This is a genomic window from Neobacillus sp. CF12, assembly GCF_030348765.1.
GTDB lineage: Bacteria > Bacillota > Bacilli > Bacillales > Cytobacillaceae > Neobacillus.
This window is the reverse complement of sequence record NZ_JAUCEU010000007.1, coordinates 3,050,842-3,064,343: the sequence shown is the minus strand read 5'-3', so window position 1 is coordinate 3,064,343 and position 13,502 is coordinate 3,050,842. Positions and strand designations below refer to the sequence as shown.

Genomic DNA, 13,502 nt, shown 5'->3' with positions numbered 1-13,502 from the left:
TGAATGAAAGCGCATGCTATTCTATGGATACAAATTAATAAACAACTTATTAATTTCTTAGGATTGTTACTGATTATGCAGGCAAAACCTAAATTGTAGTGTCATATTTTTGACGTGCAATTTAGGTTTTTTTGGTTTTAAAGGGACAACGAAAAATAAATAATAATTCTTTCTTAGGATTGTTACTGGTAAAGCAGGCAAAACCTAAATCATGACTGCCAATGTGGTATGTTCTGATTTAGGTTTTTTTTATTAACATCATTGTCCCTTATGTGAGGTAATCGCAAGTAATGGCCAGCTGTGAATACCTTCATGAAACACTGCAAAAACTAAATAAAACAAAACAGGATTGTTACTGGTAAAGCAGGCAAAACCTGAGTAACTCGAATGGAACACATGTCCATTTTGAGTTGCTCAGGTTATTTTTTTGAAAAAATAGGAGGGTTACACAATGGATTTTAATAAAACAGCCAACGGAATTCTTGAACACATTGGCGGAGAAAAAAACGTGCAAAATGTTATTCACTGTATGACGAGATTACGATTTAACTTACATGATAATAGTAAAGTAGACCGCAAAAAATTAGAAAAAGTTCCTGGTGTAATGGGAACGAATGTCAGTGGTGACCAGTTCCAGGTTATTATTGGGAACGATGTGCCAAAAGTATATAATGCGATTTTAGGTAATAGTTCGATTAAAACAGAAGGCACTAACAAACAACAATCAGGGAAAAAGAAAAACGTCATTAATTCTATCTTTGATATAATTTCAGGAACATTCACGCCAATCCTTCCTGCTATTGCTGGTGCGGGTATGATTAAAGGGCTGTTAGCCATTGCGGTGACATTAGGATGGTTAACAGCTGAAAGTCAAGTTAACATTATTTTAACTGCGATTGGTGATGGTGCCTTTTATTTCTTACCAATTTTATTAGCAGTTAGTGCAGCAAGAAAATTTGGAAGCAATGTGTATGTGGCTGCTGCGATAGGTGCTGCATTGTTACATCCTACATTAACGACCTTATTGAGTGCAGGTGAAAAAATAAGCTTCCTTGGATTGCCGGTAACCGCAGTAACTTATTCTTCATCGGTTATTCCAATCTTGCTGGCTGTATGGGTTTCATCCTATGTTGAAAAATGGATTGATCGCATTACACCTAGTGTGATTAAACTTATCGTTGTACCAATGCTTACACTATTAATTGTTGTTCCAGTTACGTTAATTGTTTTGGGACCACTCGGTTCTATTATCGGTAACTGGCTGTCTGTAGGAGTCGGGCTATTATTTGAACATGGCTGGATATTTGCAGGATTAATTTTAGGCGGTACATTCTCACTGATTATTATGACTGGTATGCACTACGCATTTTTGCCAATTGTTATGAACAATATTACTACCAAGGGCTATGATGTTATTTTACCATCTATGTTTGTAGCGAATATGGGGCAGGCTGGTGCAACTTTTGCAGTAGCATTACGTTCTAAAAATAAATCATTTAAATCTCTTGCCATGACAACTAGTATAACAGCTATTATGGGTATTACTGAACCAGCAATGTACGGTGTGAATATGCGTTTAAAGAAACCATTCATTGGCGGATTAATTGGTGGTGCTGTTGGTGGAGCCTATTACAGTGCGGTTGGAGTTAAATATTTCATCATTGGCGGTAATGCTGGTTTACCAGGTGTAACATCATTTATTGGTGAAACATTTGTACTAGCTCTTATTGGATTACCTATCGCGTTCGCTGCAGGGGCTATTGCAGCATATGTTATGGGATTTGAAGATATCGAAAGTGAAGAGGAAACTGAGACTTCAACAGAAGAGAATGGACAAACTGAAGAGTCAAAGTCCGATCTAGTTGTAGCTGCTGAACAAGTTTATAGTCCTATAAAGGGCGATGTAAAAGCATTAAGTGAAGTAAATGATTCAACTTTTTCATCTGAAATCATGGGTAAAGGTTTGGCGATTCAGCCACAGGAAGGAAAAGTCGTTTCTCCTGTAACTGGAAGAGTAACCACTATTTTTAAAACAAAGCATGCCATTGGTATTACAAGTGATAATGGAGCAGAAATACTGATTCACGTAGGGTTAGATACTGTAAAACTAAATGGAAAACACTTCACTGCACATGTTAAAGATGGTGATTTTGTTGATGTAGGTAAGACTCTTGTCACTTTTGATATGGAAGCAATAAAAGCTGAAGGTTATGACTTAATTACACCAGTGATTATCACAAATACTGACAGATATCAAACGATTGAACCTGTAAAAGAAGGCAAGGTTGAGGAGCGCGAGGCATTTTTAGCTTTACTTGTGTAGTTGTTAGATAAGGGGAGGTTTTCTCTCCCCTACATAAATAAATCAAAATATTATTATGAGGTGAAAAAAATGGTTGAAAATTATAAGTTTCCAGAAGGATTTTTATGGGGCGGTGCTACTGCTGCTAATCAATTAGAAGGTGCATATCTAGAAGGTGGAAAAGGTATGAACTTGGCAGATGTAATGCCTGGAGGAAAAGTAAGATTAAAAGTAATAGCAGAACCTGGTTTTGATTTTAAAATCAATAATGATAAATATGTTTATCCCAACCATGAAGGCATTGATTTCTTTCATCGGTACAAAGAAGATATCGCTCTTTTTGCTGAAATGGGGTTCAAAACGTATCGCATGAGTATTGCCTGGAGCCGAATTTTCCCTAAAGGTAACGAGTTAGAAGCGAATGAAGAAGGTCTAGCTTTCTACGACCGTGTATTCGATGAACTAAAAAAATATAATATTGAACCAGTTGTAACTATTTCTCACTATGAGATTCCGCTTTATTTAATTACAGAATATGGCGGCTGGCGCAGCCGTGAAGTAATCGGATTTTTTGAGCGTTATGCAACAACATTATTCAAACGCTATAAAAACAAAGTAAAATACTGGTTAACATTTAACGAAATCAATGGGGCCACACATATGCCAATATTGGGACTTGGTTTTTCTCCTGAAAGCGAAGAAACAAAATTACAGGATAGTTTCCAAGGACTTCATCATCAATTTGTAGCAAGTGCAATTGCTGTAAAAGCAGGACATGAGATTATTCCAGGAAGTCAAATTGGTTGTATGCTTATTTATGCGCCGACTTATTCTTTTGATTCCAATCCTGAAAATGTAATGCACGCTCTACAAGAGGAACGTCTATTTAATAACTATTGTGGTGATGTACAAGTCAGAGGAGCTTATCCAGCCTTTGCAAATCGCTTCTTCAAAGAAAATGGCATTAACCTTGATATTAAAGAGGGCGACTTAGAAATCATTAAAGAAGGTACTGTTGATTTCATTTCCTTCAGTTACTATATGTCACGCACAGAGAAAAAGAATAAAACTCCAGAAGAAGTCGGACAAGGTAATTTGATTGGCGGTGTAAAGAACCCATTCTTAAGCGCGAGCGAATGGGGATGGGAAATTGACCCTGTTGGTTTAAGAATTTCTCTAAACCAATTGTATGACCGCTATCAAAAACCACTTTTCGTCGTAGAAAATGGACTAGGTGCTTATGATAAGGTTGAAGAGGATGGCTCAATCAACGATGATTATCGTATTGATTATCTAAGAAGCCATATCGAAGCAATGGGTGAAGCGATTGAAGATGGTGTTGAACTTATGGGTTACACATCTTGGGGATGTATCGACCTTGTTTCAGCTTCAACTGGTGAAATGTCAAAACGTTATGGTTTTATCTATGTAGATAAGCATGACGATGGCAGTGGAACGTTAGAACGAAAAAAGAAAAAATCATTTTTCTGGTACAAAGATGTTATTGCGACAAATGGAGAACAACTATAAGATAGAGGAAAAGCACCGGTAAGCCCATTGGCTGCCGGTTTTTTTCACGAAAGGGGAATACAAACATGCTTCACCATATTGAAATTTATGTTTCTAATCTTAGTAAGACAAACGAATTCTGGGAGTGGTTTCTAAAGGAATTGGGTTATGTTCAATTTCAAAAGTGGGATCATGGTATTAGCTGGAAACATGGAGAAACCTATCTTGTATTTGTGCAGGCTGAAGAAAGATACTTGGATGTTCCATACCATCGCTGCAGAGTAGGGCTTAACCATCTCGCGTTTCATGCAAGGTCTAAGGAGCATGTTGATGAAATAACGGAGGTATTAATAGAGAAGGGAATACCAATCCTATATCAAAACAAGCATCCGTATGCAGGTGGAAAAAACTATTACGCTGTTTTCTTTGAGGATCCAGATCGAATTAAAGTAGAACTAGTTGCACCGAGCATGAACTAAGTTATTTCGTAAAAGTGTGATTTAAATCACGAAAAACTATCGCCTTTATCTTTATAATCAAAAGAAAGTAAAAGGGGTGTAGAACTTGGAATATAAATTTAAAACACTTTATAGTGAAATTGGCGGTCAGGATACCATTGATAAGCTTGTTGCGGCTTTTTATCCAAGAGTTTATGCAGATCCTGAGTTACGGCCGTTGTTTGAAGGGGATATGGAGGAAATTATGAGGAAACAAAGAATGTTCCTTCCACAGTTCTTGGGTGGTCCAGCACTTTATAGCCAGGAATTCGGACCGCCGGCAATGCAGCATCGTCATCTTCCCTTTGAGGTTACACCAAGAAGAGCACAGTGCTGGCTTAGCTGTATGAAAGAAAGCTTTCAAGAAATTGGTCTTTATGATACACCAGCGGGACTTGCGTTTTATGACCGGTTAACACAAGTCGCTGGGATTATGGTAAATAGTCCGGATAGAGAATAAGTGATCAACAGGGTGTCCGACTTGGGCACCCCTTCTTGGTCAATAATAAACGCCTAGCTTCTTAAAAATCCACCTTCTGAATTCAATATCTGTCCTGTAATCCACTCTGCTTCTTCACTGGCAAGGAATGCAACGAGGCGTGCTGCATCTCCAGGAATTCCAATACGCCCTAATGGGAACTTTGGCAATATCGCCTGTTTGATTTCTTCGTTCATCCATCCGGTATCCGTAGGTCCTGGGTTTACTGCATTAACTGTAATACCAAGAGGAGCAAGTTCTGCAGATAAGGAAAGGGTAAAGGCAGAAATTGCCCCCTTGGTTGCCGCATAAGCTAATTCACCAGGCATTGGGCCAAGTGCTTGACCGGATGTAAGGTTAATAATCCTGCCCATCGCATGTTGGGATTGTCTAAACCGACGAGCAAATTCTACAGATAATAGGAAAGTAGCTCTCATATTTACGGCATAATGATCATCTAGTGTTTTTGCGTCCAAATCCATATACCCATCACTTGAGGAATGAGCTGCATTATTAACTAGAATGGCAGGTATACTTAATTCAGCAGTAACAACATCTAGTAAATGAAACGGTGCGCTTGGATCAGCCAAATCAACTTCTAAATTTCCACAACGAACACCATATTCTTTGATGCTGTCTTCAAACTGTTTAATCCAATTCGCATCAGAACGCCAATGGGTAAAGAAAATATCCGCCCCTTCAGAAGCTAATTTATTGCAGATAGCGGCTCCAATTCCATTTTCATGACTTACACCAGTGATTAAGGCAACATATTCATTTAGTTTATAAATAAAAATCCCCCATATTTTTTAATAGGATAAAAAGCACAATGGAACGAATGATAAGTTCCATTGTGCTTTGATTGTATTATTATTTCTTCAATTTAGCCCATGTTGCATCTAGTGCTTTCATGGCTTCTTCTTTTGATTTTTGGCCGCCTACATATGCTTGCAGGGTTGCACCAAACTCTTGACCTGCACCATCAGGATATTTCATGAATTGCCACTGGTAGGCTTTTCCTTCTTGAGAATATTTAAGAAGGTCCGCACCTAGTGCTCCAATATCTTCAGGATTTGCTTCAATGTTTTTAAAGGCAGGAATATATTTAAATTCCTTCGTCAGTGCTGTTTTACCTTCTTCAGATGTAACCATCCAATTTAAAAAGTCTTTGGCAGCTTCTTTGTCTGCTTCAGGTGCTTTGTTGTAGATAACCCAGTTGCTTGGTACGTCAATCATTAACTTATCTGATTGGGCAGGATCATCGCTAAGTGCTAATGGAATGAAGCCAACTTCCAAGTTTGGATCTAATTTATCAAGCATTGGCTGAATCCAGTTACCTTGCTGAATCATTGCTGCTTCACCTGTAGCAAATAGTGTTACTTGCGTGTTATAGTCTGTTGTTAATGGATTTTTGTTACCATACTTCATTGTTAAATCTAATAGTTTGAAGAAACTATCGAATTCTTTATTTCCTTCAATTTTTGATGTACCTTCATTTAAACCTTTAATGAAAGCATCTGGATCTTCTTGGTAAGCAAACGGAACATTCATCCCGTGGTTGGCTAATACCCACCATTCAGCGTAACCGATTGAGAATGGAGTAATGCCGGCATCTTTAAGCTTTTTCGCTGCTTCTTCTAGCGCAGAGAATGTTGTTGGGATCTCTTTAATCCCAGCTTTTTCAAATAATTTTTTGTTGTAGGCAAATCCGTACCCTTCCATATTAAAAGGCATTCCGTATACTTTTCCATCGATCGTCATTCCATCTAAAGTACCTTCAAAGGCATCCTTGATCCAAGTCTGGTCTGATAAATCTTCAAATTTATCTTTCCACACTAAAGCTTCCTGGTCACCGCCATTTGTAAAAATATCAGGTGCTTGGTTAGAGGCGAATTTTGCTTTAAGAGCTGCAGCGCCATCGGCACCGCCGCCTACTGTTTCAATGTTAAATGTAACTTTTGGGTTTTGTTTCGTATATTCATCTGTTAACGCTTTCAATTGGTCAGCAATTTCAACTTTTCCTTGGAAGATATCCACTACAACTTTATCGTCCTTACTACCGCTGCTTTTTTTATCCCCAGATGTACTGTCGCTAGAACAAGCTCCTAAAAGAAGTGAAGCGGATAGTAAACCTGCGACCAATGAATACTTTTTAAATGCCATTTGTTTTTCCCCCTAGAATGATAATTATATATTTATAAATCTCTGCTGTCTGGTATTTTGACAGCAGAGGTTGTTCCCTACTTAATAGAACCGCTGGTAATTCCTTGGATAATATGTTTTTGCATGGTAAAGAAGAAAATTAATAATGGAATGATACCAATTACTAATGCTGCAAGTGCTAAATCCCATTGCTTTGTATACTGCCCAAAGAAGAAGAAAGTTGCCAATGGAATCGTCCGTAACTCTGGATCTTGAAGAACCAATGATGGTAATAAGAAGTCATTCCAAATCCATAAGCTGTTTAAGATAACGATGGTGACAGTAATTGGTTTTAATAGTGGAAAAACAATTCTCCAGAAAACCCCAAACCGTGAACAGCCATCGATAATTGCTGCTTCTTCAAGCTCTAATGGAATCCCTTTGATAAAACCGTGATATAAGAAGATGGTCATTCCCGATCCAAAGCCAAGGTACATGAAGACAAGTCCCCAGATGCTATTTAATAGTCCCAAGTTACCCGCTGTTTTAATAAGAGGAATCATGAGTGATTGGAACGGAATGATCATTGCGGCAACGAATGTCATGAAAATGATATTGCTGATTTTCTTTTTGGTACGAACTAACATGTACGCAGCCATCGAACAAAAGATAACGAGAACGATATTGCTGCCAATAGTAATGATTAACGAGTTTTTAAATACAGTTAAGAACTGTAATTTTTCGAATGCATTTACATAGTTATCAAACATCAACACTTTTGGCAGGGCCGAGGTGTTGGTTAAAATTTCAGCAAATGGTTTCAAGGAGTTTGAAAACACATAATAGAAAGGAACTAAAAAGAGAAGACCTAGCAGGATCGCAAGGATTTCAACAATCGATGTTCTCCATGTATACCTGTTGCCCATTAGGATTCAACCTCCCTTTTCTTTGAAATTGTAACTTGAAGGACGGTAATCGCTGCTACGACAATGAAGAAAATTAATGCTTTTGCTTCACCGATACCGTACCGGTTATTAACAAATGCTTCTGTATAAATGTTTAGCGCCAGCATTTCTGTTGATTTAAAAGGGCCGCCGTTTGTCAATGACAGGTTAGCATCAAAGACTTTAAAGGATGAAGCGGTTGTTAAAAATAAACAAATTGTTACTGCTGGTGCAACAAGCGGCATGGTGATATGACGAAGGATTTGGAATCGATTAGCTCCGTCAATTCTTGCTGCTTCAATTAATTCCTGCGGTACATTCTGCAGGGCAGCAATATAGATAATCATAATGTAACCTGCACCCTGCCAAACACTGACGATGACAATTCCCCAGAATGCTGTCTTCGCATCCCCTAACCATGCTAGTTCAAATAGAGGAATCCCCGTTAATTCACCTAAGGATGCAAATCCTTTTACAAAAATAAACTGCCAGATAAAACCTAGGATTAATCCGCCGATTAAGTTAGGCATGAAGAAAACTGTGCGTAAGACGTTTTTTGCTTTCAACTTTTGTGCTACTAGTAAGGCTAATCCAAACCCGATTAGGTTCGTTAAAATAATGGCTACGACTGTGTATTTTGTTGTAAGAATGAAGGACGTTTGAAATTGCTTGTCCTCTGTAAATAAGTATTTGAAATTATCTAGTCCCACCCATTTGACGGAACCTGTTACCCCGTTCCAATCAGTAAATGCATAATATATACCTGTAAAGAATGGGATTAAAACTATAAGTATAAAAGCTAATAAAACCGGACCTACAAAAAGGGTAAATAACCCAGCATCTTTCCATTTCTTCTTATTCCAAAAAGAAACTGACTTAGAAACATTCAAGCTTTTCTGATTTGTGAGGGCTGCCCCCTTAACCGTATCCAACTTACTTTCGTTATTCATTCCCTGCACCTCCATACCCTTATTTTAGAGATTGTAGAAAATTATGAAACGGCTTACATTGACCACTAGGGTGGAAAATATTGAACAAGTCAAAATATTACCCTATTAAAGGCAATTCAAAGTTGTGCTACAATGTTCTAAAAATGTTGCAAGGGAGGACAGGTTAGTTTTTTAAACAATGCAAGACTAACCATGATTGTATGCGATGGGGTATTCGAAAAAAGCTTATTATCTTTTTAATGCTTGTAACAGTTCTCCCTTTTGGGACAGCCATCACTGTTACTTATTTTTACACGACCCAGTCACTTAATGAACGCTCTGTTTCAACAAATCATGACTTGCTTATAAAAGGCAAGGAAGAGCTGACTGTATATTTAAATGATATTGCCCAAATGTCATCGGTCCCTTATCGATATACTCCTTTTATGAATGTAATGCGAAATGGGGTCTCCACCAACTTGGTTGTGAATCAAGAAGAAGTGCGCAGAGTACTTGCCTATTTATTTAATACGCGTCCTGAAATTGAACAAATGCATCTTTATATTCATGAAGAAAAGGAATCATTCACCAATTATCATTCGAGAATCAGCGGCAGGGCAACTTATGAAAATATATTTTCACACCCTTACTATCGGATGTTAACCACCATAGAGGGCTATTCCCTTATTGAACCTCCGCACGAGATTTATAGCTATAACAATATCTCGGTTATTCCTAATTCGCAGAAGGTGAATGTATTAAGCTTCCATAATGTAATTCGGGATGTCCCATTAGCAGATGTTTTGGGTTTTTTATCGATAGATATTAATCTTTCTAGAATTAGTGCAATCTCCGAACGATTATATACGAAAGACGTCGAAGACCTATATATTATGAATGAAAAGGGAATGATTATTTACTCTTCAAATGAAAAAGAGATTGGAAAGGAAAATAATGAAAAGTGGTTTGAACAGGTAAAAAAGGAACCGAAAGGCAGGAAAAGTTTCGAATGGAAGGACAAGCAGTTTACGGGTGTCATCGTCCATGAAACATTCACAGATTCGTTTAAGGACTGGTCTATCGTAAAACGAATCCCTTATGATGTTCTTTATCAGGGTGCAAGAGAAACTGTTATCATCAATATTTTGATTGGTTTGGCTACACTTATATTTGCATTACTGGGGACCATGTTTGTTTCCTTTAAGCTAACAGCACCCATAAAAGTGTTAATCGACAATATGAAGAAAGTCGAGAAAGGTGAATTGAAAGCTGATTTTGAATCATTAGGCAGTGATGAAATTGGAATGCTGGGAAGGCATTTTAAACGAATGATTGCGAAAATAGATGAGTTGATTGAGAGTGAATATAAATTAGAGATAGAAAACAAAGCATCACAGCTGCGGGTGCTGCAATCACAAATTAATCCGCATTTCCTTTATAACGCCTTTCAGTCAATTGGGACATTGGCATTAAAATTAAATGCGGTTCCGGTGTATTCATTACTGACATCCTTATCAACGATTATGCGATACAGTATGAATATGAAGGATGATATTGTTCCATTTACCTCCGAGTTGAATCATGTGAAATCCTATTTATTACTGCAAAAACAGCGCTTTGAAGAGCAGTTTGAATTTGAACTGAATATCGAAGATGAAGTCAAAGCGATATCCGTTCCAAAAATGATTTTACAGCCCGTTGTGGAAAATTGTTTTAAGCATGGCTTTGATCAGCACATAGAAAAAGCATGGATTCAAATAGATGCATTTCTCGAGAACGACAATATGGTCTTAATCTCTATAAAGGATAATGGAATGGGTCCTAGCGATGATCATCTTGAGAAAATTCGCATGGAACTGGTTCATGGCATTTCAAAAGCAGACACCCAAAGAGAAGCGATAGGGCTAAAAAATATTTATGACCGATTACAGATTTATTATCATAACCAGGCAAAGCTGTCAGTTAACCGGAATGAAGAAGGTGGTTTTACGGTTACCATCCAAATCCCGAAGGTAATGCCGAAAGAGGTGGAACATTCATGAAGGCGTTGATTGTTGATGATGAAAAACATGTCCGAGATGGAATTAAGATTCTAGCACATTGGGAGCAAAATGGAATAGGTGAAATATATGAAGCAGGAAACGGTGAAGAAGCTATTGAGCTAATCCAAACCATCCGTCCTGAGATCATTTTTTCTGATATGAAGATGCCAAAAATGGATGGAACTCAGCTTTTAGAGTGGATCAAAGAAAATCACACCAACAGTAAAACGATTGTAGTGACAGGTTACGATGACTATCATTATATGAGAAAAGCGATCCATTTCGGCAGTTCAGACTATCTCTTAAAGCCTATTGAACCGGATATTTTAAATCAAACCTTGGAAAAAGCGGTGAATGAATGGAAGAAAGAAGAAGATGAGAGGCGGAGAAAAGAAACAAGCTCACTGCTAATTAATGAAATGACTCCTGTTTATCGAGATCGCAAACTAACACAGCTAGTAAATAGCGAACATTTCCAGAAAGATTTATATGAAGAATTCGGCTGGTTAAAACAGTCACGTGATTATAAAGCCGCTATTGTTCGAGTGGACGGAAAAACAATGGAGGCGTTTCAAGGAGATCGAGATTTAACGTATTTTACGATTTTGAATATTATTAACGAAATCATGAAGGAAAATGGGAATGGAATTGGTTTTCGTTACTTATCTAAAAAGGGTGAAATTGTACTGATTTTTTGGGATAAGTTTGAGTTGGTAGAAGAGATATTAGTCCATATCTATAAGACACTAAAAAATATGTTAGATATCTCTTGTCCGATTGCAGCCGGGAAAGCTGTAAATAACAGTTCGAAGTTGAAAGATTCATATCACCATGCGCGAAAGGTTATATTAAATAGAAATATATTGACTGATAGTCGAAGAAGAGTCTATGTGTCAGATATCGATACAGCTCCATCCCTAAAGAGTTTGATTGCATATTCTTCAGATATAGAAATGGCTATTCAAACCGGAGAAATTAGGGCTTTTGAAGAATTAATGGATCGAATCGAAAAGGACATAACAGAATTGGACTATTTATCTGTAAGACAGGTGATAAATTTAGAAAATGAGTATATGGTTATCAGCAATAAGTGGTTTAAGCATTACAATATTTCATTTAAGGCTCCGGAAGATATTGAAGAGCGGGTTGATTTATTTTTCGATTCAAACGGCACGTTTAAACTAGAAGCGTATAAAAAGAGAATTAAGCGTGAAATTTCCATTTTTTTAAAGAAAGTAAAGAAAAGCACACTGCAAAAGAATAATAATATCATTATTGATATTGAAAAGTACCTTCAGGAAAATTATGACCGGGATGTAAAACTACAGGAGATTTCAGACCATTTCTATATCAGCAGAGAATATATCTCGAGGAAATTTAAACAGGAATTTAACGAAAATATCTCTGATTACATCGTAAGAATCAGGATGGAGAAGGCAAAGTCCTTGTTGAAAAACAGCCAGTTAAAAATCTATGAAATTGCGGGCATGATTGGATATCAGGATGATAAGTATTTTCGGAAGGTATTTAAAAAGGTGGAGGGAATTACCCCGAATGAATATCGAACAGAATATATGAAACAGTGATAAGCAGAGAAAGGATCCTCTTTCTCTGCTTATTTTTTTTACAATAGGAAAAAGAATGAATTGTTTGTAAATTTTTGTATGTATTTTTCACTATATTTATTTACATGACTTTAACCAAGTCTAAATGGTAACTACATATGGGCTAAACAATTCCCCTGTAGAATTTTATTTGTAGTAGCAGACAAATAAAAGGGAGATGGAGAAAAATGAAAAAAGCGACTTTGATTGGAGCTGGCCTGGCTTTTAGTTTATTATTTAGTCCTTTTCAACAGGCTTTTGCAGCAGAAACAACTGGGGAGTTACGAAAAGTTGATAATGTTGCTCACCGTGGTGCAACAGGGTACGCACCGGAAAATACGATTGCCGCTTTTGATAAAGGCGTCGAAATGAAAGCAGATTATATTGAAATCGATGTCCAAAGAAGCAAGGATGGGGAATTGGTCATCATTCATGACACAACGGTTGACAGAACAACGGATGGGACAGGCAATGTGAAGGATTTAACCTTTGAACAAATCAGAAGCCTAGATGCAGGCAGCTGGAAGGGGGAAGAATTTAAAGGAGAAAAAATCCCAACCTTCGATGAAATTCTTGACCGTTATCATGGGAGAGTTGGTATTTTAATAGAATTAAAGGCACCTGAGCTCTATCCTGGAATTGAAGCACAGGTTGCACAGAAATTAAAAGTGCGAAATCTCGATAAACCACAAAATGAAAAGATTATTATTCAATCGTTTAATTTTGAATCTATGAAAATAACAAACAAATTGCTTCCAAAGATGCCGATTGGTGTCCTTACATCCAATAAAGCCCACACAACAGAACAAGCTTTGAAAGAATTTGCAACGTATGCAGATTACTTTAATCCAAGCTACGGAATCGTAACAAAAGAATTGGTTGATCACGTGCACGCGCTTGGAATGAAAATTCAATCCTGGACGGTTCGCAGCCAAGAAGCAGCGGATTTCCTTTTAGAGATGAACGTAGATGGAATTATTACGGATTATCCTGATTACGTAGATCCAAGAAAATAGGACAAACTATCACCAAAAGAGGGAAAGTTTTAATCCCTC

General features: G+C 37.4%; 11 protein-coding genes. 7 read left to right on the top strand and 4 right to left on the bottom strand.

Going from position 1 to position 13,502, the window contains the following annotated elements; genetic code table 11:
- The first annotated feature begins 451 nt into the window (after nucleotides 1-451).
- The 4 genes from QUG14_RS14545 (at nucleotide 452) to QUG14_RS14530 (ending at nucleotide 4,768) form a co-directional block, all read left to right on the top strand.
- Entirely contained in the window at nucleotides 452-2,323 is a 1,872-nt protein-coding gene (locus tag QUG14_RS14545) for a beta-glucoside-specific PTS transporter subunit IIABC (protein ID WP_289341251.1), read from the top strand.
- A gap of 69 nt (nucleotides 2,324-2,392) precedes the next feature.
- Nucleotides 2,393-3,832, top strand: coding sequence for a glycoside hydrolase family 1 protein (locus QUG14_RS14540; RefSeq protein ID WP_289341250.1), 1,440 nt, complete (start codon nucleotides 2,393-2,395; stop codon nucleotides 3,830-3,832).
- A 65-nt stretch (nucleotides 3,833-3,897) separates the two neighbouring features.
- Complete coding sequence (locus QUG14_RS14535; RefSeq protein ID WP_289341249.1) at nucleotides 3,898-4,290, top strand: VOC family protein; 393 nt, start codon at nucleotides 3,898-3,900, stop codon at nucleotides 4,288-4,290.
- Nucleotides 4,291-4,375: 85 nt separating this feature from the next.
- A complete protein-coding gene (locus QUG14_RS14530; RefSeq protein ID WP_289341248.1) occupies nucleotides 4,376-4,768 on the top strand; it encodes a globin domain-containing protein in 393 nt (130 codons plus the stop codon).
- A gap of 53 nt (nucleotides 4,769-4,821) precedes the next feature.
- Here QUG14_RS14530 and QUG14_RS14525 read toward each other — a convergent pair whose 3' ends face one another.
- The 4 genes from QUG14_RS14525 to QUG14_RS14510 all read right to left on the bottom strand — a co-directional run bounded on the left by QUG14_RS14525 (nucleotide 4,822) and on the right by QUG14_RS14510 (nucleotide 8,822).
- The gene (locus tag QUG14_RS14525; RefSeq protein ID WP_289344151.1) at nucleotides 4,822-5,577 is read right to left on the bottom strand and encodes an SDR family oxidoreductase; all 756 of its coding nucleotides are present in this window, start codon (nucleotides 5,575-5,577) and stop codon (nucleotides 4,822-4,824) included.
- Nucleotides 5,578-5,656: 79 nt separating this feature from the next.
- Nucleotides 5,657-6,949, bottom strand: coding sequence for an ABC transporter substrate-binding protein (locus QUG14_RS14520; protein ID WP_289341247.1), 1,293 nt, complete (start codon nucleotides 6,947-6,949; stop codon nucleotides 5,657-5,659).
- 77 nt (nucleotides 6,950-7,026) lie between these two features.
- Complete coding sequence (locus QUG14_RS14515) at nucleotides 7,027-7,854, bottom strand: carbohydrate ABC transporter permease (RefSeq protein ID WP_289341246.1); 828 nt, start codon at nucleotides 7,852-7,854, stop codon at nucleotides 7,027-7,029.
- On the bottom strand, nucleotides 7,854-8,822 hold the full coding sequence (locus tag QUG14_RS14510; protein ID WP_289341245.1) for a carbohydrate ABC transporter permease: 969 nt from the start codon (nucleotides 8,820-8,822) through the stop codon (nucleotides 7,854-7,856). Before QUG14_RS14510 ends, QUG14_RS14515 begins: the two co-directional genes overlap by 1 nt.
- Before the next feature lie 200 nt (nucleotides 8,823-9,022).
- Here QUG14_RS14510 and QUG14_RS14505 point away from each other — a divergent pair, with 200 nt between their 5' ends.
- The 3 genes from QUG14_RS14505 (at nucleotide 9,023) to QUG14_RS14495 (ending at nucleotide 13,463) form a co-directional block, all read left to right on the top strand.
- On the top strand, nucleotides 9,023-10,843 hold the full coding sequence (locus QUG14_RS14505) for a sensor histidine kinase (RefSeq protein ID WP_289341244.1): 1,821 nt from the start codon (nucleotides 9,023-9,025) through the stop codon (nucleotides 10,841-10,843).
- A complete protein-coding gene (locus tag QUG14_RS14500; protein ID WP_289341243.1) occupies nucleotides 10,840-12,429 on the top strand; it encodes a response regulator transcription factor in 1,590 nt (529 codons plus the stop codon). The genes QUG14_RS14505 and QUG14_RS14500 overlap by 4 nt, the downstream gene beginning before the upstream one ends.
- Nucleotides 12,430-12,635: 206 nt before the next feature.
- On the top strand, nucleotides 12,636-13,463 hold the full coding sequence (locus QUG14_RS14495) for a glycerophosphodiester phosphodiesterase (protein WP_289341242.1): 828 nt from the start codon (nucleotides 12,636-12,638) through the stop codon (nucleotides 13,461-13,463).
- The last annotated feature ends 39 nt before the right edge of the window (nucleotides 13,464-13,502 follow it).